The following is a 20,521-nucleotide window of genomic DNA, read 5'->3' on the forward strand; positions in this document are numbered from 1 at the left end:
ATGGAGTCACGCCCCGAGGGACGGGGCGGCGATCCGGAAGAGGAGAACCACGATGCAGTCACGTATGCAGAACCCGGCCTTCGTCCTGCCCGACGCGATGCAGCCCATCCAGGAGCTGTTCAAGGCCGTGCACGCCGGTGGGGTGGACGGTCAGACGCTGGAGCTGGTGCATCTGCGGGTCAGCCAGATCAACGGCTGCACCTCCTGCGTCGACGCGGGCACCAAGACCGCCCGCAAGGCCGGCGTGAGCGACGAGCGGCTGGCCACGGTCGTCGCCTGGCGGGAGGCCCCGTACTTCACCGACGAGGAGCGGGCGGCGCTCGCGCTGGCCGAGGCCGCGACCCGGCTGGCCGACCGGGCGGACGCGGTGAGCGACGAGGTCTGGGACCGGGCCGCCACCTACTTCGACGAGAAGCAGCTGGCCGCGATCATCCTGATGATCGGCGTCACCAACCTGTTCAACCGGCTCAACGCCACCACCCGGCAGATCGCCGGCGCGTGGGGCTGACCGCCACCGCTCGTCCCTGCCAAAGATTCGCAGACAAGGAGATCTCACCATGAACGAAACGCGCAAGGCCACCAAGACGACCACCGCCGCCGGCAAGACGTTCGACGGGTTCACCGACGACGAGCGGGCCGCGATGAAGGAGCACGCCCAGGAGCTGAAGACGGCCGCGCGGCGCGGCTCCCGCGCGTCCGCCGCGGACGTGGAGCGCGACGTGCTCGCGAAGATCGCCGAGATGGCGGACGCGGACCGCGTCCTCGCCGAGCGGATCCATGCCATCGTCAAGGCCGCCGCGCCGGGGCTGTCGCCGAAGCTCTGGTACGGGATGCCCGCCTATGCCAAGGACGGCAAGGTGGTCTGCTTCTTCCAGAGCGCGGCGAAGTTCAAGGCGAGGTACGCGACCCTCGGCTTCAACGACCCCGCGAACCTCGACGACGGCGCCATGTGGCCGACCGCCTTCGCGCTGACGGCGCTGACCCCCGACAGCGAGGCGATGATCGGCGCCCTCCTGAAGCGGGCGGCGAGCTGAGGGCGCCCGATCCGGGGATCGCCGTTCACTGCCAGTGGAAACCTGGTGACATTTCACACCTCTTGCCGCAATGTTGGGCGGAGACGATGAGTTTTGTCGGTGGCGCCGGTCAGTCTGTGCATGACGACGACTTCCTGTGAGACCGAGGGCTGGGGCGCCAGCCATGACCGCCTTTCGTCCGACGACCCCGATAGAGGTGCCGTGTCCAGCCCACAGCTCGACTCACTCGCCAAGCCCGCGGCAGCCGCCGCGGGCCGCACACCGGCCGTGATCCGGCTGCTGGTGCTCGCCACGTTCGTGGTGATCCTCAACGAGACGATCATGATCAACGCGATCCCCCGGTTGATGGTGGCGCTGCACATCACCGAGCAGACCGCGCAGTGGCTGTCGACCGCGTTCATGCTGACCATGGCCGCGGTCATCCCGATCACCGGGTGGTTCCTGCAGCGGGTGTCCACCCGCCGGGCCTACACCACGGCGATGGGCCTGTTCCTGCTCGGCACGGCGCTGGCCATCGTCGCGCCGTCGTTCGAGGTGCTGCTGGGCGCCCGCATCATCCAGGCGTGCGGGACGGCCGTGATGATGCCGCTGCTGATGACCACGCTGATGCAGGTGGTGCCCGAGCAGGACCGGGGCCGGGTGATGGGCAACGTCACCCTGGCCATCTCGGTCGCGCCGGCGATGGGCCCGACGGTCTCGGGGGTGATCCTCCAGTTCGGGTCCTGGCGCCTGCTGTTCGCCGTGGTGCTCCCCATCGCCGCCCTGATCACCTGGAGCAGCCTGAAGCGGCTGGAGAACGTCGGCGAGCCCAAGTTCAGCAGCATCGACTGGTTCAGCGTGGCGACCGCCGCGGCCGGCTTCGGCGGCCTGATCTACGGGCTCAGCCGGTTCGAGGGCGGCGACGTCCGCGTGGCCGCCGCCATCGTGACGGCCGGGTTGGTCACCATCGCCGTCTTCGTCCTGCGCCAGCTGTCGCTGCAGAAGCGCGGCGTGCCGCTGCTGGACCTGCGCACCCTGCGCCACCGCACCTACACGGTCGCGCTGATCATGATGTCGGTGGCCTTCATGGCGATGCTCGGCTCGATGATCCTGCTGCCTCTCTACCTGCAGAGCGTCCGCGGGCTCAGCGCTCTGGAGACCGGGCTTCTCGTGATGCCGGGCGGCCTGGCGATGGGGTTGCTCGGCCCGACCGTCGGCCGCCTGTTCGACAAGTTCGGCGGCCGGGTGCTGGTCATCCCGGGCGCGATCGGCATCATGCTCGCCCTCGCCGGCTTCACCCAGGTCTCGATGACCATGCCCTACTGGCAGATCCTCGGCCTGCACGCGCTGCTGATGGTGAGCCTGGCCGGCACCTTCACCCCGGTGTTCACCCTCGGGCTCGGGGCGGTCCCCCCGCGGCTCTACTCCCACGGCAGCTCGATCCTGAGCACGCTGCAGCAGGTCGCCGCGGCCTTCGGCACCGCGCTCGTGGTCACGGTGATGAGCGCGCGAGCCGATGTCCTGAAGTCCGAGGGGGTCACCGAGGCGCTCGCCAACCTCGACGGCATGCGGCTGGCCTTCATCATCGGCGCGGTGCTGTCCGTGGCCGTGGTCATCACCGCCCTGCTCCTGCCGGCCCGCGCGGCCCAGACCGGCGAGCTCCAGGGGCCCGTGCACTGAGGTCGCGTGCCCGCGTTCAACCCCCGGCCACCGGATTCCGGTGGTCTCGGGGTCAGCGGCTCAGGGCGGTCTCCCGCTGCAGGTGGAACAGCTTCTCGGGGTTGCGTACGGCGTAGAGCCCGGTGATGAGGCCGTTCCCGACGCGCACCGCCATGACGGTGTCGATCTCGCCGTCGAGCCGGAGGATCAGCGCCGGGCAGCCATTGACCTGTGCCGGCCGCAGCGACGCCGCAGCGTCGATCCTGCCCAGTACGCGGGCCACCGTGTCGGCCCCCACCGCCGCCGGCTCATGGGTCAGGAGGCCCACCAGCCTCCCACGACCTCGACGCCCTCGCTCTCCAGGGCGGCGTGCCACACCGGGTCACGCAGCAGGCGCGTCTCCCAGGTCCGTACGATGCCGTCCGGTCCCGTGACCGCGTCCTCGCGGGACGGGTGCAGGAACAGCTCGCTCGTACCCTCCGGGAGGGCCGCGAGCCGGCAGAGGTAGTCGTCCCGGAGTCGCTCGTAAGTGCCGAGCTCGTGTGCCGTGCGGCGGTTGGTCGCGATCGTCTGCGGGATGGACACGCCCAGCGCGTCGGCGAGGGCGACGGCGCGCTCGTGCGCCGCCGCGAGCGGTGGCGGGAGCGGACCGCCGAAGTACGGCTCCGGGTCGCGGGGCAGCCGGAAGGCCAGGCCGTGGCGCGCGCACCACTCCAGCGCCTCGGCCAGCCACGACCTGCCGTGCAGGCCGTAAAGGGTGCCGGCATGGGAGTCGGCCGCCACGGGCACGGGGCCCCGGTCGCGCATCCAGTGCAGCTGCGCGTCCGCCTCCCGGATGACGTCGCGGGCCTCGCCGCGGGCCCCGAGAACCAGCGGGTCGTCGCTGAGCGTCCCGTCCCGATCGACGAGGCTCGCCGCGCCGTCGAGGGGCCGCCAGCGCGGGATCCCGCGCTCGCTCGTGAGCGTCACGTGCACTCGCGGCACGACGCCGAGCTCCCAGACCCGCTTCGCGGCCCGCTCCGCGACCGGCGAGACGCAGATGAGCGTCGTCGCGGAGACGTGCCCCTCGGCGAGCAGGTCGGCGATGACCTCCGACGAACCGGGCTCACGGCCGAGATCGTCCGCCGTGATCACGACGCGCCGGGTCATCGGGGACTCTCCGCGGTGGGCGCGTCCGCGGGGTCCGGGGGAGGCGGTTCGACCGGCTCGGCCGCCTCGGGCGGCGTCTCGATCGGGACCGAGATGAGCCGCGCCGCGATCGCGCCGATCGTGGTCAGCACGAACGGGTACGCGCACAGGTACACCCGGAACGCGAGCCCGGGATCGGCGCCGGGGTCGGCCCCCGAGTTGTAGCCGAAGAACACGCCCAGCGACGTGAGCGCGAGCCCGGTCACGATCCCGTTGAGCCGGCCGAAGAAGCCGAACGCGGACAGGAAGAGCCCTTCGCGGTGCTCCCCGTTGCGCGCGGCGTCGGCGTCCAGCACGCGGGCGACGATGAGGTCGTTCGTCGCGAGCATCCCCGACCACCCGACCCCGACGAGCACGCCGGCGGCGATCGCGGTGACGAGGTCGGTGGCGAGGAACAGGCCCGCGAAACTGACCGCGAGGACCGCGAAGGCCAGCCGCCAGGTCCACAGGGCGCCACGACTGGCGACGATGCGCGTCCACACCGCGAGGCCGCCCGCCGAGACGAGGATGACGATCCCCTGAAGGTAGAGCGCGTCCCCGACCGGGAGGCCGAGCGAGTAGCGGACGTACAGCTGGATGCCCGAGAGCACCAGCGCCATGGCTATCCCGTAGCAGGCGCCGGTGAGCCCGACCGTCCAGAACATCGGGTTGCGCACGATCGACCACACGCTGCGCAGCAGCAGCGGCCGCTCGCGCGTGGAGTAGCGGGGGCTCTCCCGGGCGCCGAGCGCCATGAACACGATCACGACGAGCGCGATCGCGCCATAGATGATCGCGGTGGTCTGGAAGCCCTGGGTGGAGTTCTCGGTGCCGAACACGCTCGTCGTGAGCAGCGGGGTGACCGCGAGCGAGATCACCAGCGCCACCAGCTGGAAGCCCTGGCGCAGGCTGTTGGCCACGGCGCGGTCGCGCTCGCGCGGGAACAGCTCGGGGAGCAGCGCGCCGTAGTTCGCGTTGAGCATCGAGTCGAAGGCCTCGCACAGGATCGCGAACACCGCGAACCAGAGCACGAGGCCGATGCCCTCCAGGGAGGCCGGCGCGGAGAAGAATGCGATCATGCAGGCCGCGAGCAACGGCGCGCCGACGATCAGCCACGGCCGGCGCCGGCCGAACCGGCTCCGGGTGCGGTCGGAGAGGTGGCCGAGCACCGGGTTGTCGATCGCGTCGATGACCGCGTAGATCACCATGACCGCGCCGTAGGCGCGCACGTCGAGCCCGAGAATGTCGACGTAGTAGAGGATCATCGATCCCTTGATCATGTTGATCGGGATGGAGGTGCCGAACATTCCGATGGCGTAGCGCCACGCGGGGGTCCGCGCCGGGGCGGGGGCCGTACCGGGCTGGGACACGCGATCACCTTCTCTTGCCGATGCCGACGCCGACGCCGTGCCGGATGCCGGTACCGGCCCGGATGCCGATACCGGCCCCGATGCCGACGCCGCGCGGCGTCACCCTCGCACCCGAAGGAGAACAGCGGGTGAAGCGGAGTCGTGCCGCGCGGGACGTCCGCTGCCGGTCCGGTTGCGGTGATGCTGGTCCACCGGTCCCGGGCACGTCAAGACATGTCCGGCGGCTGACGGTCCGCGGTGGAACGGTCGCCGCCGGCGACCCAGGAGGCGAGGATGCGCAGGCCGTCGTGGAAGGGTGTGCCGGGCTCGGCGGTCAAGGTGATGAGCTGCTGGTCGGGGTCGGGGTCGGTGGCGCAGGTGAGGGTGGACCAGTCGAGGGCGAGGTCGCCGGCGACGGGGTGGTGCAGCAGCTTGGCGCCCATGCCCCGGACGGCGACGTGGTGGCCGCCCCCACCAGCGCCGGAAGTCCTGGTCGCGCACCGACAGCTCGCCCGCCAGGTCGATCGGCCCTGGATCCTTCGGGTCCCGGGCGGCCTCCACCAGCCACACGAAGTTGCGCTTCCTCTCGACTGCCGCCGGCCTCGGGCAGCCCGACCGAGGCGGGGCTCAGCTCCATCCGCCGTGCCTTGGGGAAGTCGCCGAGCTCGCCCCGTGACCACGGCCTCGTGGTCGCCGGGCGTCGCCACGGTGCCGCCGGTGCGGTCAGAGTCCGTAGGACCTGCCGATGATGTCGCGCTGGATCTCGCTCGTGCCGCCGTACACGGTGGACACCACCGTGGAGCGCAGCAGGCGTTCCATGCCGTACTCCGTCGCGTAGCCGTAGCCGCCCATCATCTGCATGCCGTCCAGCGCCATGGCCTTGGCGAACTCCGTCGCCTTCAGCTTGGCCATCGACGCCTCGCGCGGCAGCTGCCGGGCCGGGTCCGCCTCGATCCGCCGGGCCACGTCGTGCACGAGCAGCCTGGTGCACTCCAGCTCCGTGGCGTGGTCGGCGAGCCGGTGCCGCAGCGCCTGGAAGCTGCCGACCGGGCGGCCGAACTGCCGGCGCTCCCGTACGTACGACACCGTGTCGTCGAACGCCCTGCGCCCGGTTCCGAGCATCAGACCGGCGAGGATCATCCGCTCAAGGTTCAGCCCCGCCATCAGCTGGCGCCAGGCCCGGTCGACCTGCCCGACCACCGCGTCGCCGGGCAGGAGGCAGTCGGTGAAGTACAGGTCGTTGACCTCGCGGCCGCCCATCGTCTCGATACCGCGCACCACGAGCCCGTCGATCCCGGCCGGCACCGAGAACATGGTGAGCCCGTCGTGCCGGTCATCCGACTGGGACGTGCGGGCGACGAGCAGGATGTGGTCGGCGATGTGCGCGTTGGAGCACCAGGTCTTCTGGCCGTTGATCAGCCATCCACCGTCCCGCCGCTCGGCCTTGCAGGTCAGCGCGGCGACGTCCGAGCCGGCGCCGGGCTCGGACATCGACACCGCCAGCACCTTGCCGCTCAGGAAGTCGCCGAGCACGCGGCGTTTCTGCTCCTCGCTGCCGAACTTCTCGTAGGAGGCGGCGGTGATCGCGGACGTGGCGAACCCGCCGATCGGCACCTGCCAGTAGGAGGTCGTCTCCAGGAACAGCAGCAGGTCGACCATGCTCCGACCGGCGCCGCCGTACGCCTCCGGCACGGCGACCCCGAGCCAGCCGAGCTCGGCCATCTTCCGGTACAGCTCGGCGTTGTGCGGCTCGACGCCCCCGTCGGTCAGCTTGAGCCACTGCTCGCGCGTCCCCGCCTCGCGCCGGCAGAAGTCCTCGATCGCCGCCACGAAGTCGCGCCGCTCATCGGTCAAGGTCACGAAGACGTACCTTCCGCGTAGAGTTCCTCGGTCACCTCGGCGTAGCGTCGCTCGATCACGCGCCGCCGCAGCTTCAGCGACGGGGTCAGCTCCCCGCTCGCCGGGCTCCAGGCGTGGTCGAGCACGCGGAACGCCTTCACCTGCTCCGGCCGCGACAAAGCCTCGTTGGCCCGCTGGACGGCCGCGGCCAGCTCCGCGCGCACGCGTGGCTCCGCCGCCAGCTCCTTCAGCTCCACCGCGGCCAGGCCCTGGGCCGCGGCCCAGGCGGGCGCGGCCTCCTCGTCCAGCACCAGCAGCGCCGTCAGGTACGGGCGGCGGTCACCCACCACGACCGCGTAGCCGATCAGTGGATGCGCCCGCAGCAGCGACTCGACCGCGCTGGGTGCGACGTTCTTGCCGCTCGAGGTGATGATCATTTCTTTCTTGCGGTCGACGATCCGCAGCAGCCCGTCGTCGTCGAACCTGCCGATGTCACCCGTCGGCAGCCAGCCGTCCGCGTCCACCACCGCCCGGACCCCACCGTCCGGCTGCAGGTAACCCTGGAACACCAGCGGCCCGCGCACCTGGACCTCGCCGTCCCCGGCGAGCCGGACCTCCATCCCCGGCATGGGCAGGCCGACCGTCCCGGCCCGGTAGTGGTCGGGGAACGTGCTGGTGGCCGCGCCCGTGGTCTCGCTGAGGCCCCAGACCTCCATGATCGTCATACCGAGGCTGCCGAAGAACTCCAGCACCGCGGCCGGGACGGGCGCGGCGCCGCTGCCCAGCCGGGCGGCTTCGGCGAGCCCGATCCGCTCCCGCAGCGGGCGCAGCACGGTCCGGTCCGCGCGCTCCACCGCCTCGGCGAGCCCGGCCGGCAGCGGGTCACCGGTGGCACGGATGCGGTACGCCTCGGCCGCCACCTCCCGCGCCCGGTCGACGGCGGCACGGCGGTCACCGTCCAGACCGGACAGCACCTGCTGCAACCCGGCCGCGAACTTCTCCCACACCCGTGGCACGCCGAAGAACGCCTGCGGCAGCACCCTGGTCAGCGTGGCGAGCAGCCGGGTCGGGTCGGCGCAGATCGTCACATGGCCGGCGGTGTAGAGCGGCAGATAGATGCCGAGCACCCGCTCGGCGATGTGCGCGAGCGGCAGGTACGCGACCGTCCTGGGGTGCGCGGGGGCGGGCTGGACCAGCTCCTGGAGCGCGCACTGGTAGAGCACGTTGCGGTGCGACAGGACCACGCCCTTCGGATCGCCGGTCGTGCCCGAGGTGTAGATCAACGTCACGGGGTCGTCCTGGCCGGCCTCGGCGACCGGCACGACCTGCCCCGCCGCCCGCAGGTCCGCGTAGCGCGTGTGCTCGCCGGCCGCGTCGTCGATCATGACGACGCCCTTCAGCCCGGGCATCCCGGCCAGCGCGCCCGCCCAGCGCGCCAGCTCGGCGGGGCCCTCCAGCACCACCACGGTCGCCGCGCTGTGCAGGGCGACCTGCCGGAGCTGCTCGGGGCTCAACGTCGCGTACGTCGTGCACGGGATCGCGCCCAGCTCGACCGCGGCGAGGTCGACGACCCAGTGCTCCGGCCGGCTGGACATGCCGATGAGCATCCGCTCGCCGCGCCGCAGGCCCAGCGCCCGCAGGCCGCTCGCCACGGACAGCACCTCGTCGTACAGCTCGCGCCAGGTCCGGGTGCGGTCATCGGCTCCGGTCAGGGCGGGCAGGTGGCCGTACCGGCCGGCGTTGCGCCGCAGCAGCCCTGGCACGGTGTGCGCCCCCACCGCGGCGCGCACATCCTGCACAGTGATCATCCATCGCTCCCTCCGCCGGGCCCCGAGCGCATCCATCAGAACCCGAACATCGTTCTACTGTCAACATGTCCGAATGACCACTTACTTAGTCTGTTGTTCCCCCAGGTGCTCACCGTTATAGCCATGGTGTGAGATGGCGATTTCGAAGTCACCTGGCGACCGTTACACTCGGCGCATGCCGACAAGCCCGCGCCGGCGGTCGAAGGATCGCAAGGAGGCGATCGCCCTCGTCGCCGCGGAGCTGTTCTGCGCCCGCGGCTTCCACAATGTCGCCATCGAGGACATCGCCCAGGAGGTCGGCATCACCGGCCCGGCGATCTACCGGCACTTCCCGACCAAGCAGGCCGTGCTCGCCGCGGCCGTGCGGGAGCTGGGCAGCCGCTTCGCGGAGTGCGTGCACGCCGGCGCGCGGGAGGCCGCTCCCTCCGACCGCCTGCCCGCCGCGTTGCGGGCGCTGGTGCGCTACGCGCTGGACAGGCGCACCGTGGCCCGGCTCTACCAGTGGGAGGGCCGCTGTCTCGACGCCGGGCAGCAGGCGGAGCTGGCCGTGCCGTTCGACGCCGCCGTACGCATGCTCCGCGAGCTGCTGCTGGACCTGCGGCCCGAGCTCGGCAAGCAGGACTCCGCGTTACTGGTCTCCGCGGCGCTGAGCGCGATCGCGAGCCCGTCCACCCATCGTGCGAGCCTGTCCAGGAGCAAGGCCGAACGCACGATCCTCGACTGCGTCACCACCGTGATCGCCGTGCACCCGCCCGCGCCGCCGCGGCGGACGTCGTCGGGGCGCCGCCGGCCTGACCGGCTCAATCTGCTGCCGCGCCGCGAGCGGCTGCTCGCCGAGGCGATCCGGCTCTTCCACGAACGCGGCTACCACCAGGTGAGCATCTCCGACATCGGGCAGGCCGCCGGGATCAACGCCTCCAGCGTCTACACGCACTTCGCGAGCAAGGCCGAGTTGCTGTCCGCCGCCTACTACCGGGCCACCAGCCGCGTGGAGCACACCACGGCGGCGGCGCTGGCCGACGCGAGCACGCCGGCGCAGGCCCTGAGCCGGCTGATCGACGCCTATGTCGAGATCACGTTCGACCAGGCCGACCTGGCGGCCGTCTACGTCTCGGAGAGCGAGAACCTGGCCCCGGCCGACCTGCGGCGGCTGCGGGCCGCGCAGCGGCGGCACGTCGACACCTGGATCGGCCTGGTGTCCGAGTTGCGGCCGGGGGAAGGGGCGGCCGAGCTCCGCTTCCGGACGCACGCGGCCCTGAACATCGTGACCGACCTCGCCCGCACCGCCGGCCCGTCGGTGACCGAGGCGAGAACGGCCGCCCTGCTCCGGCCGATGCTGGGCCTGCCCGCGCTCACCGGGCGGTCCGCTGCTCCAGCGTGAAGGCGCGGCTCCAGGGGAACGTGAGGTCGCGAATCATCCAGTCCGGGACGAACCCATGCGGGAGTGGGCCAAGCCGCTCGCGAGCCGCGACCGCGTCGGGCCCGGCGCCGCGTGGGACCTACTGGGGGTCGCGGTAGATGGTGAGCCGGTAGGAGTAGCGATCTCCCCGGTAGAGCGAGTCGGCGCGCTCACCTCGCGCGGGGTGCGGGTGATCGCCGAGGGCCGCTACCGCACCGAGGACCACGTACGACAGGCGTTCGCGGCGGGCGCGTGGGCCGTGGTGGTCGGCGGCGCGATCACCGATCCCGTCTCCATCACCCGGCGGCTGGCCGCCGCCGCACCGCGATGACGCCGCTCGCGCTGGCCGTCGACATCGGCGGTACGAAGATCGCGGCCGGGCTCGTGGCACCGGACGGCACGCTCACCCAGCGGCGCAGGGCGGCCACTCCCCCGGGCCCGTCGATCCTCCGTGCCGTCTTCGAGCTCGCCCGGCCGCTGGTGAGCCGGGCCGTGGCCTGCGGGATCGGCACGGCCGGGACCGTCGGCCCGCTGGGGCGCATCGCGTACGCGACCGACCTGCTCACCGGCTGGGCGGGCACCGACGTCAAGGGCGAGACGGAGCGCGCGTTGCGGCTCCCGACGGTCGTGCTGAACGACTGCCATGCCGCCGGCGCCGCCGAGGCACGGGTCGGCGCGGCCCGCGGCGCCCGCACGGCGCTGGTCGTCGCCATCGGCACGGGCATCGGCGGGGCGATCTGCGTCGGGGGCCGGGTGCGGACCGGAGCGACGGGGACCGTGGGCAGCATCGGCCACCTGCCCGCCTCGACGGACGCGGGCGCGCGCTGCTCGTGCGGGGCGCTCGACCACATCGAGGCGCACGCCTCCGGACCGGCGATCGAGCGCGCCCACCTGGCGGCGACCGGGCAGGCGCTGCCGCTGGCCGAGATCGGCCGGCTCGGCTCCCACGTGATCAGCGATGCGGCGGCGCTCATGGGCCGGGTGCTCGCCGGCGCGGCCAACCTGATCGCCCCCGACGCGATCGTCGTCGCGGGCGGGGTGTCGCTGCTCGGACCGGCGCTGCTGGAGCCCATGACGGCCGCCTACCGCGCCGATGCCCTGCCGGGCCCGTCCGCCGCTCCGCTGCTCCCGGCCGCGCTCGGCGAGGACGCCGGCCTGGTCGGCGCGGGCCTGGAGGCCCTGGCCCACCTCGGCTCCGAATCGTCGCCGCCCGGCTTCGCGTGAGCCCGCTCGCGGGCGACCGGACTCACCACGGCCAGACTTACCGCAGCGGCCGGATTCGCGGCGGCCGGACGCACCGCGGCCCGCAGGATCGCCGTCCGCCGGAGGACGGCCGCCGGTCGGGGGCGGGCCGATCGCACGCGCTCCCGTTGAGGATCTCGCCCCACGTGGGCCGCGCCTCCTGGTACCCCTTGGTGTGCAGGCGGTAGAGCCCGTCGCGCGCCATGAACCTGTCATGGCTGCCCGGCCCCGCCCGCACGGTGCCCACGATCAGGTCGGCCGTTCGCCACCCCGATGGAGGTGTTCCGGTCCGCGGGATTGATCAAGGGGGTGTTCCGGGCGCATGCTGAACCGCACCTCACTCTCGAAACCACCCGATCTGGGAGCCCCTGATGGCAAAGACATGGATCTTTCTCGTGGTCGGCGTTCTGCTGGTCCTGACCGGCCTCATATGGACGCTGCAAGGGCTGGGGATCGTCGGCGGCAGCGTGATGAGCGGCGTCACCACCTGGGCGATCATCGGCCCCATCGTCCTCCTCGTCGGGCTCGCCGCCGGCTTCGTCGGGCTGCGCCGGCTCCGGGGCGGGTCCAAGGGGCAGGGCTGACCGCTTCTTGCGCCCGGGTTGATCATTCTTCTAAGTTAGGCTCCGAAACTTACGGAAGGTCATCCCATGCTCACCCCGTCCGCCGAAGGGCCGGTCCGCCAGTTCCCGCCCGGCCGACCGGCCACGGCCCCGAGGACGGCGTTCTGAACGCCGCAGGGCACGACGCCGAGGAGGCCCGGTGCCCGAACCGCTGACCCTGCTCCCGGAAGACCCCACCGCGGTCGGGCCGTACCGTCTGGAGGGGCGGCTCGGGTCGGGCGGGCAAGGCGTGGTGTACGCGGGCCGTGCCCCCGGCGATGGCCCCGGCGATGGCCCCGGCCGCGCCCCTGACGGTGGCCCCCACGAAGAGCCCGGCCATGCCCCCGACGGGGCCCGCGTCGCGGTCAAGCTGCTGCACCCGCACCTGATCGCCGACGGCGAGGCACGGATGCGGTTCCTGCGCGAGGTGGAGACGGCCAAGCGGGTGGCGCCGTTCTGCACCGCGCAGCTGCTCGACTCCGGCTTCGCGGGGGCCAGGCCGTACATCGTCAGCGAGTTCGTGGACGGGCCCTCCCTGCAGGAGTCGGTACGGGAGAGCGGGCCGCGCGGCGCGGCGGCGCTGCAGCGGCTGGCGGTCAACACCGCGACGGCGCTGGCCGCCATCCACGCGGCCGGGGTGGTGCACAGGGACTTCAAGCCGGGCAACGTGCTGCTCGGCCCCGACGGGCCCGTGGTGATCGACTTCGGCATCGCCAAGGCACTGGACCTGAGCCAGTCGGTCGTCACCAGCCAGCCGATCGGCAGTCCCGCGTACATGGCGCCCGAGCAGATCGCGGGCGGCGACGTCGGGCCGGCCGCCGACCTGTTCGCCTGGGCCGCGACCATGTTCTACGCGGCCACGGGGCGGCTGGCGTTCACCGGGGACACCATCCCCGCCACCCTGCACTCGGTCCTGCAGAGCGAGCCCGACCTGAGCCCGTTCGAGGGGCGGCTGGGGCTGCTGCTGCGGGAATGCCTGGCCAAGGACCCGGCTCTGCGGCCCACGGCCGCCCAGCTGGTCGAGCGCCTGCGCACGCTGCCGTCCCCCACCTGGCAGGACGCCGCGTCGGGCACCCCCGCCGGGCCCGCCGTCTCCAGCTCCACCGGCCCCGCTGGCCCCAACCCCGCCGGGCCCGCCGTCTCCAACCCCACCGGCCCCGCCAGCCGCATCCCCACCGGACCCGCAGCTCAGGGCCCCACCGGGCACTCCCCCGCCTCGAAGGTCTCCGGCCGCCGCGGGTTCGCCGTCGCCTCGGCGACCGCGGCCCTGATCGTCGCCGCCGGCATCGGCATCGCCGTCTACGCCCTGTCGCCCGCCACCGCCCAGCGGCAGGTGGCGGCGGGCCCGGCGGTGAGCACCTCGGCCCCGCCGCCATCGGCCTCCCCATCCACCACCGCGCCCAGCGCGTACGAGCTGCTCGTCACGAGGACGCCAGGCAAGGCGACCGACCTCGCCCCGGCGTCCCCCACCAAGGCGCCCCAGAGATCCACGGCCACCCCCACGCGAGACCGCGACTCGACACCGGGCAGCAGCCCCACCTCCGCCTCGAAGACGCGCAAGCCGACACCCAGGCCGACCCGCCAGTCGCCCTCCAGCACGGCGACGGCGGGCAAGGAGCCCTCCGCCAAGCCGTCCCTCCAGCCCTCCACGGGCACGGTCACGTGGACCGACGCCAGCGCATACTGCAAGTCGCTGGGGCACACGGTCTCGTTCAGCGGCGGCTGGTCCGGCATGAAGTGCACGGGCACCGACACCCCGGTCACCCCGTCGGCGCTGTGCCAGTGGAAATATCCGGCCTACAGCCACGCCGTGGCCGACCCGCCGGTCAACCCCTTCACGCCGGTGGCCAGCTGCAGCCTGTCGTGACCCGCGCGGAGGCGGCGGGCCGCGATCCGGCCGAGCTCACGACGCCCCGTCCGGTCTAGAAACCTCCCAGCGCGGACAGGATCCGCCCGATCCAGGCCGGCAGGCGCAGGATCCAGCGAAAGGGCCACCAGATCCACCGGAGGAGCAGCTCGATCCACCTGAACGGGTTCACCAGGCCGGAGAGCACCTCCCCGATCATCTCGGGGTCCATCGACCGCAGGAGCCAGCACCATCCCCGGTGCCCCCGCCTGCGGTACACCACGAACGAGAACACGTGGCGGAGCGGATGGGGGTCATCGCTCACACTCCACGATCTGGCAGGGGCGTCTTGGAACCCACTGGTCGGTCGGTGTCCGCGGCCAGGGCACAGCTCGATTCCAAGTCGGGCGCAAGTTCCGGGCGGTACTCCTGGACGGGTGATGAACCATCGTCTGACCCGCGTCCTGGCCGGCCTGGGTGCCGCCGGAGTCGTGCTCACCGCGCAGCCCGCCCCCGCCTCGGCCGGCCCCACCAGCTGGAAATGGGGCGCCCTCCACTCCACCGACGGCATGGCGACCGCCCGGGGCAAGGTCGTCGTCGGCCAGTCGGGGCTCGTCGTGACCGGCTACCTCGACGACACCTACGGCAAGGGCTGCTCGTGGGTCCTCATCAAGTACCAGAACGCGAGCAACGGGCGCCGGCGTACGCACGGTGTCTACAACTGCACGGCCGGGACCGGGTCGTTCCGCAAGAGCGTCGGGGGCGTCCTGCAGATCTGGGCGCAGGTGTGCCGGGGCACGTCCAAGCGGCCCGTCGGCAAGTGCTCACGCTGGAAGACCATCTACACGCAAGGAGGGTGATCCCGCCTACGTGGCCGGGCGAGGACCCGCCGCATCGCCGTGGGATTCCCGGCGGAGGACTGCTCGGTCAGGCTGTTGTCGGGCATCGGCACATCCTGTTCTCGGGCACCGCCGCTCACCGGTCCGCCCGTCGGGAAAAGGCGCGTCCTACCGGACAAAATGCATGACGCGCATCAATGCGCGTCGTGGGGAGCGGCTGGGCGCAGCGGCAGGATGTGGTCCGCCGCGCTTCTAAGATCCGAGGTGTGGCCAGATACTTCGACGTGCATCCCGACAATCCCCAGCCTCGCCTGATCAGCCAGGTCGTCGACACCCTCAACGCGGACGGGCTGATCGCGTACCCGACGGACTCCTGCTACGCCCTCGGGTGCCGGCTGGGCAACAAGGAGGGCATCGACCGGATCAGGGAGATCCGCGGCCTGGGCAGCGAGCACCATTTCACCCTGGTCTGCAGGGACTTCGCGCAGTTCGGCCAGTTCGTTCTGGTGAACAATGCGCTGTTCCGCCTGATCAAGACGGCGACTCCCGGCGGTTACACGTTCATCCTGCCCGCGACCAAGGAGGTGCCGCGGCGGTTGCTGCATCCGCGGAAGAAGACGGTCGGCGTGCGGATCCCCGACCACGTCGTCACGCAGGCGCTGCTGGCCGAGCTCGGCGAACCACTGCTGTCCAGCACCCTGCTGCTGCCCGACGAAGCCGAGCCCATGACGCAGGGCTGGGAGATCAAGGAGCGGCTCGACCACGTGGTGGACGCGGTCATCGACTCGGGCGAGTGCGGCGCCACTCCGACGACGGTCGTCGACTGTTCGCAGGGCGAGCCCGAGATCCTCCGCCGGGGCACGGGAGACCCGTCCCTCTTCGAGTAGGGCCCTGACGGCCCGTCAACGCCCGCCGATGTCCTCGCTCCACACGCCGGGGTTCTCCCGCTGGAAGCGCGTCATCATGGCCCGGCACACCTCGTCGTCGAGCACGTCGACCTCGACGCCCCGCGAGCGGAGGAAGTCCACGTCCCCCGGATAGCTCTCCCGCTCGCCGATCACCACCCGCGGGATGCGGAAGAGCAGCACCGCGCCGCTGCACATCTCGCAGGGCGAGAGCGTCGTGTACAGCGTCATGTCCTGGTAAGACGCGATGCGACCGCCGTTGCGCAGGCACGCGATCTCCCCATGGGCGATCGGGTCGCCCCGCTGAACGCGCTCGTTGTGCCCGGAGGCCACCAGCGCCTCCCCCTGGGCCAGCGCCGCCCCGATAGGGATGCCGCCGTCGTCGAGGCCCTTCCTCGCCTCGGCGATCGCGACCGCCATCATCGCGCCGTCCGTCTCCGACCGCGACCGGGAACCCATCCGCCCTCCCCCCTGCCGGGGACTCCGCGTCAGGGTCCTTCCCCGCCCGCCCGCCCCTCACCCCCGGCCGGGGCCACGGCGCGCGGCGGGGCGCGGATCTCGCCGAGGCTCCCCGCGGTATGGGGAGGACGGCGACCAGGTCGTCGGCGTAGTGGACGGTCACCACGTGCACGCTGATCGGCCGCCGCCCCGACATCCTCGTACCTTTCGCGCAACCCGTTAGGCCGGAAACTTTCACGTGATCAGGGATTGATGAAGAGAACTTTCGGAGTTATCTTCACGATCATCCCCCCCTGTTCACGAGGTGAGCATGATCCCCGGTAAAGCCCCAGCCCTTGCCCTGCTGATCCCGCTCGCGTTGGCGCTGCTCCCCCAGGCCGCCTCCGCCGACCCCGTCCAGGCCCTGGCCACCGCCCACAAGAGCCCGTTCAACTGCGGAAAGACCTTCAACGCCAACAACTGGTCCCCCGGCCACAGCCCGTCGGGTTCCATCGACTGGCAGGACTACGGCGGCGACGACATCAACGGCGAGACCGTACGCGCCACCGCCGCGGGCACCGCGTACTTCTACGACGCGGGAAACACGAGCTACGGCAGGTGGGTGGAGGTGCGGCACGCCGACGGCAGCCGGACCCGTTACGCCCACCTCGCCACCATGGCACGGGGGGCCGGCGGCTCGATGAGCGTCGGCCAGGGCACCACGATCGGAACGGTCGGCTCCACGGGCGGCTCCACCGCTCCCCACCTGCACTACGAGCAGCGCACCTCCACCGGCGCGGTGGACACCAGCCCCACCGTGGACGGCGTGACCGTGTCCCTGGGCGAGAAGAAGGCCATCACCAGCACCAACTCCTGCGGCGGCAACCCCTACACGCCCGAGGAGGTCTGCGGCGGCGGGTACGCGGTCATCGACTCGGCCGGCCTCACCGGCGGTCGCACCTATCTGCTGTACAACTCGGGCAACGGCTACAACTGCGTGGTGACGCTGAAGACGACGAACGTCGGATCGCCGTCGTCGATGTCGGCCTTCCTCGAGCCGGAGGGGCAGACCAGGACGACGAACGCGGGGAGCTTCGGCTACTACGCGGGACCCGTCAAGCGGTCCGCGCCCGCCGTGTGCGTCAAGTGGGGCGGCTCCGTCGGGACCAGCTCGTACACCAGTCCCTTCGAACACTGCTCATGACCTGTAGGCGGCGGCCACGGAGGTCGTACAGGTGGGCGTACCGCCCGGCGAGGTCGATGAGCTCGGCGTGGTGCCGTACTCCACGATCCGCCCGCCGCCCAGCACGACGCTCAGGTCGGCCATCTGGGGCCACGAATCGCCACTTTATTGACGGCGTCACTTTCTGCTGCATTTCCCTGGCGGGATTCGCGAAATGCTGCGGCATTTGCAGAGTTTCGACGACATGTGCGGCAACTCCAGGGAACGGCGAAGGGGCGCCCCTGGCGGGAGCGCCCCTAGTGGTGTCGTACCGCCGTGCTAGTCGAGAGCTCTGGCCAGGTCGTTGAGCGCCTTGGCCAGGGCGGCCTGGGCCGGGTCAGAGGCCTTGAGCAGCCGGGCCGCGGTGCGGAGCTCGATCGCGGCGATCTTCTTCAGCCGCCGGTCGGCCAGGCGCTCGGCCGAGTCGATGAGCCGGTCCACCGCGATGGCGGTGCCCTTCCGCATCGTGCCGGCCCGCTCGGCCTGCACCTGGTACGCCCGGACCAGCTCGAAGCTGGGCTGGTGGACCACCTGTGGCTGGTGCTGGGCGTTGAACACGTCGTACCTGACCTTGGCCGCGGCGGCGATCTCCGCCTCCGCCAGGTCCTTGGTCGGGGTCAGCTCGAAGACGTCCAGACCGCGGGCGATCTCGGAGCCGTACACGCGGCCGTTGTAGTAGTACGCGGACCAGATGCCGCCGGTGAACAGCTGGGTGGCGCTGATCGGGCCCCGGTCGAAGAAGGCGATCTCCTTCGGGTTGGCCGAGTCGGTGAAGTCGAACGCCGACACGCCGCCCTGGTACCAGCCCTGGACCATGATGTCCCGCCCCGGCACCGGGATCAGCGACCCGTTGTGCGCGACGCAGTTTTCCGTGGTGGTCTGCACCGCGGGCATCTTGTAGTAGCTGCGGAACTCCATCTTGCCGTTCACGATGTCGAAGATGGCGTTCGCGCCCCACGACAGCTCGTCGGTCTCCCGGCAGCGAGCGCCGGTGCCGCCGCCCCACTCGTCGGTGAAGACGACCTTCTTCCCGTCGTTGCTCAGCGTCGCCGAGTGCCAGTACGCGAAGTTGGGGTCGGAGACCTCGTCCAGCCGGACCGGCGCGGCCGGGTCGGTGGTGTCGAGCAGGATGCCGTTGCCCGCGCAGGCGCCGGCGACCAGGTTCAGCGCCGGGAACGCGGTGAGGTCGTGGCAGGCGCTGGTCACCGGCTGCGGGGACCAGTTGCCGCCGGACGGGTGCGTCGGCGCGGGCGGGGCGTTCTGCAGGCCGTTGATCGCGCCGGTCGCCGGGTCGGTGAACACCCGGGGCTGGCTGACGATCGCCGCGTTCTGCGGGGCGGCCAGCGGGACCTTGATGACCTCGATCCGCCACAGGGCGGTGTTCAGGTCGGTCGCCGGCGCGTTCACGCAGCCGGCCAGCTCCTGGCCGTTGCGCACCCCGGCGGTGCCGGAGACGTAGATGTAGACGTTGTCCCGGTCCTGCTTGCCGGTCACCACGCTGTGCGTGTGCGAGCCGCGGCAGGTCTGCACCGCGGCGACCTGGACCGGCTGGGAGATGTTGCTCACGTCGAAGATCCGGACGCCGCGGAAGCGCTCCGGGTTCACGGAGCCGGGGGCGCCCTGGGTGCCGCAGTCGAGCCGGCCCCGGGTCTCCTCGACCGACATGAAGAGCAGGTTGCCGTACACCGACAGGTCACCCTGGCCGCCGGGGCAGACCACGGAGGTCTTCAGGGCCGGCTGGGACGGCTTGGAGATGTCGTAAATGTTGAAGCCGTGGAAGTTTCCGACGAACGCGTGGTTGCCGGCGAGCGCGAGGTCGGAGTTGGCGAATGCGAGGTTGCCCGGGTTGTCGGGCTGGAAGAAGCCCTCCGGCCGGTTCTGGTGGCCGACGAGCTGCAGCCCGCTGGCCGCCTGCTGGGCGTCGAGCCATCCGGCGCCCAGGCCGACCCGCGGGTCGGCCTGCTGCGTGGCCGGATCGGCCGGAATCGGAGCCGGCTCGGCTGACACTGCGGCTGTGGGCAGCATCCCGGCCAGGATCACCCCCGCCGCGATCACCGCCAGGCCGCGTAACCCGGCACGTCGTCGTGCCGTACTGATCTCCTGCATGGGTCGCACCCCTCCTTTTCCGGTACTTCGGCGTGACCCAACGCGCCGTGCCACAGCCCGGAACGGCCCAGATGTCCGACTGGACCGTCAGATATCGGCACGACGGTTATGCGGACACTAAAGTAATTTGGTGAGCTGAGCTATATGCTGTCCGATTTTCCGGATATATCCGATATGTGGCACTTTTGAAGCGAGCGTCCTTCATGATCTCGTTACGCCTTCTCGTCCCCCCGCTCCTGATCGTGGCCGGCGCGCTCACCGGGTGCACGTCCGGCGGGTCCTCCTCCTCCGTGACCGTCGTCCAGCCGGGACGGCCCGGCGAGACCGGCCAGGTGGTGCCGCTGGACGAGATCGAGCAGCCCAGCACCGGGCACACCGCCGCGGACGTACGGTTCATGCAGGGGATGATCCGCCACCACGCCCAGGCGCTGGAGATGACCGGCCTGGTCGCCGGGCGGGCCAAGAGCACGAGCCTGCCGCGGCTCGCCAAGCGCATCGACGTCTCCCAGCGGGACGAGATGGACCTGATGGTGCGCTGGCTGCGCGACCGCATGGAACGGGTGCCCGGCGCGGACTCCGGCCACGACCACGGCGGTGGCGAGCTCATGCCCGGCATGCTCACCGACGCCCAGCTCACCGAGCTCCGGGGAGCCAAGGGCGAACAGTTCGACCGGCTCTTCTACCAGTACATGATCCAGCACCACACCGGCGCGCTGCAGATGGTGGAGCGCCTGTACGCCGAGAAGGGCGGCTTGGAGCCGGAGATCGACCAGTTCGCCACCCACGTCGACTCGGACCAGCGCATCGAGATCGCCCGCATGCGGCAACTCCTCGACGCCCTCTGAGCCGGCCGCTCACGTCCTCCTCGGCAGGCGCGTCAGGACATGGCCTGACCAGGGGATTTCGGGGCACGTCCGCGGGTAGGCGCATGCGGTATGAGGTCCGGAAGGTGGGATGTCAGACCGCTGGGCGGGTGGACGGGGTGCCTGGCGATGATCGTCCTGTCGATCCTGCTGTCGGTGCTGCTGACCGTGGTCATCAACCTGCTGCTCCGGCCCTAGACAGGGTGCCCGGCGGCGAGGTGGGC

The 20,521-nt window shown here is 71.6% G+C and carries 23 protein-coding genes; 13 read left to right on the forward strand and 10 right to left on the reverse strand.

Translation table 11 applies throughout. The features are described 5' to 3' along the window. Window positions 1–52: 52 nt before the first annotated feature. The 3 genes from AB0J69_RS46225 (at window position 53) to AB0J69_RS46235 (ending at window position 2,693) form a co-directional block, all read left to right on the forward strand. A complete protein-coding gene (locus AB0J69_RS46225; protein ID WP_364131957.1) occupies window positions 53–508 on the forward strand; it encodes a carboxymuconolactone decarboxylase family protein in 456 nt (151 codons plus the stop codon). Window positions 509–557: 49 nt separating this feature from the next. Continuing rightward, on the forward strand, window positions 558–1,034 hold the full coding sequence (locus AB0J69_RS46230; RefSeq protein WP_364131959.1) for a DUF1801 domain-containing protein: 477 nt from the start codon (window positions 558–560) through the stop codon (window positions 1,032–1,034). Window positions 1,035–1,235: 201 nt separating this feature from the next. Further along, window positions 1,236–2,693 carry an MDR family MFS transporter gene (locus AB0J69_RS46235; protein WP_364131961.1) on the forward strand — a complete coding sequence of 486 codons (1,458 nt, stop codon included), beginning with the start codon at window positions 1,236–1,238 and terminating at the stop codon, window positions 2,691–2,693. 52 nt (window positions 2,694–2,745) lie between these two features. Here the strand turns inward: AB0J69_RS46235 and AB0J69_RS46240 are convergent, their stop codons facing one another. From AB0J69_RS46240 to AB0J69_RS46265, 6 genes are all read right to left on the reverse strand, one after another. Further along, window positions 2,746–3,000 carry a hypothetical protein gene (locus AB0J69_RS46240; protein WP_364131963.1) on the reverse strand — a complete coding sequence of 85 codons (255 nt, stop codon included), beginning with the start codon at window positions 2,998–3,000 and terminating at the stop codon, window positions 2,746–2,748. Further along, on the reverse strand, window positions 2,988–3,821 hold the full coding sequence (locus tag AB0J69_RS46245) for a ChbG/HpnK family deacetylase (RefSeq protein ID WP_364131964.1): 834 nt from the start codon (window positions 3,819–3,821) through the stop codon (window positions 2,988–2,990). Before AB0J69_RS46245 ends, AB0J69_RS46240 begins: the two co-directional genes overlap by 13 nt. After that, on the reverse strand, window positions 3,818–5,209 hold the full coding sequence (locus AB0J69_RS46250; RefSeq protein WP_364131966.1) for an MFS transporter: 1,392 nt from the start codon (window positions 5,207–5,209) through the stop codon (window positions 3,818–3,820). Before AB0J69_RS46250 ends, AB0J69_RS46245 begins: the two co-directional genes overlap by 4 nt. A gap of 206 nt (window positions 5,210–5,415) precedes the next feature. Then, window positions 5,416–5,895: a hypothetical protein gene (locus AB0J69_RS46255; RefSeq protein WP_364131968.1), complete on the reverse strand. Its 480-nt coding sequence runs from the start codon at window positions 5,893–5,895 to the stop codon at window positions 5,416–5,418. A gap of 16 nt (window positions 5,896–5,911) precedes the next feature. Further along, window positions 5,912–7,048, reverse strand: a complete 1,137-nt coding sequence (locus AB0J69_RS46260) for an acyl-CoA dehydrogenase family protein (protein WP_364131969.1) — start codon at window positions 7,046–7,048, stop codon at window positions 5,912–5,914. Beyond that, complete coding sequence (locus tag AB0J69_RS46265; protein WP_364131971.1) at window positions 7,045–8,835, reverse strand: AMP-dependent synthetase/ligase; 1,791 nt, start codon at window positions 8,833–8,835, stop codon at window positions 7,045–7,047. The genes AB0J69_RS46260 and AB0J69_RS46265 overlap by 4 nt, the downstream gene beginning before the upstream one ends. 175 nt (window positions 8,836–9,010) lie before the next feature. Here AB0J69_RS46265 and AB0J69_RS46270 point away from each other — a divergent pair, with 175 nt between their 5' ends. The 5 genes from AB0J69_RS46270 (at window position 9,011) to AB0J69_RS46290 (ending at window position 13,945) form a co-directional block, all read left to right on the forward strand. After that, a complete protein-coding gene (locus tag AB0J69_RS46270) occupies window positions 9,011–10,216 on the forward strand; it encodes a TetR/AcrR family transcriptional regulator (RefSeq protein ID WP_364131973.1) in 1,206 nt (401 codons plus the stop codon). A gap of 55 nt (window positions 10,217–10,271) precedes the next feature. Next, window positions 10,272–10,565: a hypothetical protein gene (locus AB0J69_RS46275; RefSeq protein WP_364131974.1), complete on the forward strand. Its 294-nt coding sequence runs from the start codon at window positions 10,272–10,274 to the stop codon at window positions 10,563–10,565. Then, window positions 10,562–11,458, forward strand: a complete 897-nt coding sequence (locus AB0J69_RS46280; protein ID WP_364131976.1) for an ROK family protein — start codon at window positions 10,562–10,564, stop codon at window positions 11,456–11,458. The genes AB0J69_RS46275 and AB0J69_RS46280 overlap by 4 nt, the downstream gene beginning before the upstream one ends. 389 nt (window positions 11,459–11,847) lie before the next feature. Beyond that, the gene (locus AB0J69_RS46285; protein WP_364131978.1) at window positions 11,848–12,060 is read left to right on the forward strand and encodes a hypothetical protein; all 213 of its coding nucleotides are present in this window, start codon (window positions 11,848–11,850) and stop codon (window positions 12,058–12,060) included. 178 nt (window positions 12,061–12,238) lie between these two features. Further along, complete coding sequence (locus AB0J69_RS46290; RefSeq protein ID WP_364131979.1) at window positions 12,239–13,945, forward strand: protein kinase; 1,707 nt, start codon at window positions 12,239–12,241, stop codon at window positions 13,943–13,945. Between the two features lie 55 nt (window positions 13,946–14,000). Here the strand turns inward: AB0J69_RS46290 and AB0J69_RS46295 are convergent, their stop codons facing one another. After that, window positions 14,001–14,249 (reverse strand): hypothetical protein, encoded by a 249-nt coding sequence (locus tag AB0J69_RS46295; RefSeq protein ID WP_364131980.1) that lies wholly within the window; start codon window positions 14,247–14,249, stop codon window positions 14,001–14,003. A gap of 115 nt (window positions 14,250–14,364) precedes the next feature. Between AB0J69_RS46295 and AB0J69_RS46300 the strand changes: the two genes are divergently transcribed. Beyond that, complete coding sequence (locus AB0J69_RS46300; RefSeq protein ID WP_364131981.1) at window positions 14,365–14,784, forward strand: hypothetical protein; 420 nt, start codon at window positions 14,365–14,367, stop codon at window positions 14,782–14,784. Between the two features lie 245 nt (window positions 14,785–15,029). Then, window positions 15,030–15,650, forward strand: a complete 621-nt coding sequence (locus tag AB0J69_RS46305) for an L-threonylcarbamoyladenylate synthase (protein ID WP_364131982.1) — start codon at window positions 15,030–15,032, stop codon at window positions 15,648–15,650. A 15-nt stretch (window positions 15,651–15,665) separates the two neighbouring features. Here AB0J69_RS46305 and AB0J69_RS46310 read toward each other — a convergent pair whose 3' ends face one another. Beyond that, window positions 15,666–16,127, reverse strand: a complete 462-nt coding sequence (locus tag AB0J69_RS46310) for a nucleoside deaminase (RefSeq protein WP_364131983.1) — start codon at window positions 16,125–16,127, stop codon at window positions 15,666–15,668. 310 nt (window positions 16,128–16,437) lie between these two features. Here AB0J69_RS46310 and AB0J69_RS46315 point away from each other — a divergent pair, with 310 nt between their 5' ends. Next, window positions 16,438–17,310 (forward strand): M23 family metallopeptidase, encoded by an 873-nt coding sequence (locus AB0J69_RS46315; RefSeq protein ID WP_364131985.1) that lies wholly within the window; start codon window positions 16,438–16,440, stop codon window positions 17,308–17,310. On the opposite strand, the gene AB0J69_RS46320 is transcribed toward AB0J69_RS46315, so the two are convergent. After that, window positions 17,305–17,433, reverse strand: coding sequence for a hypothetical protein (locus tag AB0J69_RS46320; protein ID WP_364131986.1), 129 nt, complete (start codon window positions 17,431–17,433; stop codon window positions 17,305–17,307). The two genes, AB0J69_RS46315 and AB0J69_RS46320, sit on opposite strands and share 6 nt — an antisense overlap. Window positions 17,434–17,607: 174 nt before the next feature. After that, the gene (locus AB0J69_RS46325) at window positions 17,608–19,434 is read right to left on the reverse strand and encodes a hypothetical protein (protein WP_364131988.1); all 1,827 of its coding nucleotides are present in this window, start codon (window positions 19,432–19,434) and stop codon (window positions 17,608–17,610) included. Between the two features lie 203 nt (window positions 19,435–19,637). Between AB0J69_RS46325 and AB0J69_RS46330 the strand changes: the two genes are divergently transcribed. Both AB0J69_RS46330 and AB0J69_RS46335 read left to right on the forward strand, forming a co-directional pair. Then, complete coding sequence (locus AB0J69_RS46330) at window positions 19,638–20,279, forward strand: DUF305 domain-containing protein (protein WP_364131990.1); 642 nt, start codon at window positions 19,638–19,640, stop codon at window positions 20,277–20,279. A 90-nt stretch (window positions 20,280–20,369) separates the two neighbouring features. Further along, on the forward strand, window positions 20,370–20,495 hold the full coding sequence (locus tag AB0J69_RS46335; protein WP_364131991.1) for a hypothetical protein: 126 nt from the start codon (window positions 20,370–20,372) through the stop codon (window positions 20,493–20,495). The last annotated feature ends 26 nt before the right edge of the window (window positions 20,496–20,521 follow it).

It is taken from the genome of Nonomuraea sp. NPDC049709 (assembly GCF_040674815.1).
Classification (GTDB): domain Bacteria; phylum Actinomycetota; class Actinomycetes; order Streptosporangiales; family Streptosporangiaceae; genus Nonomuraea.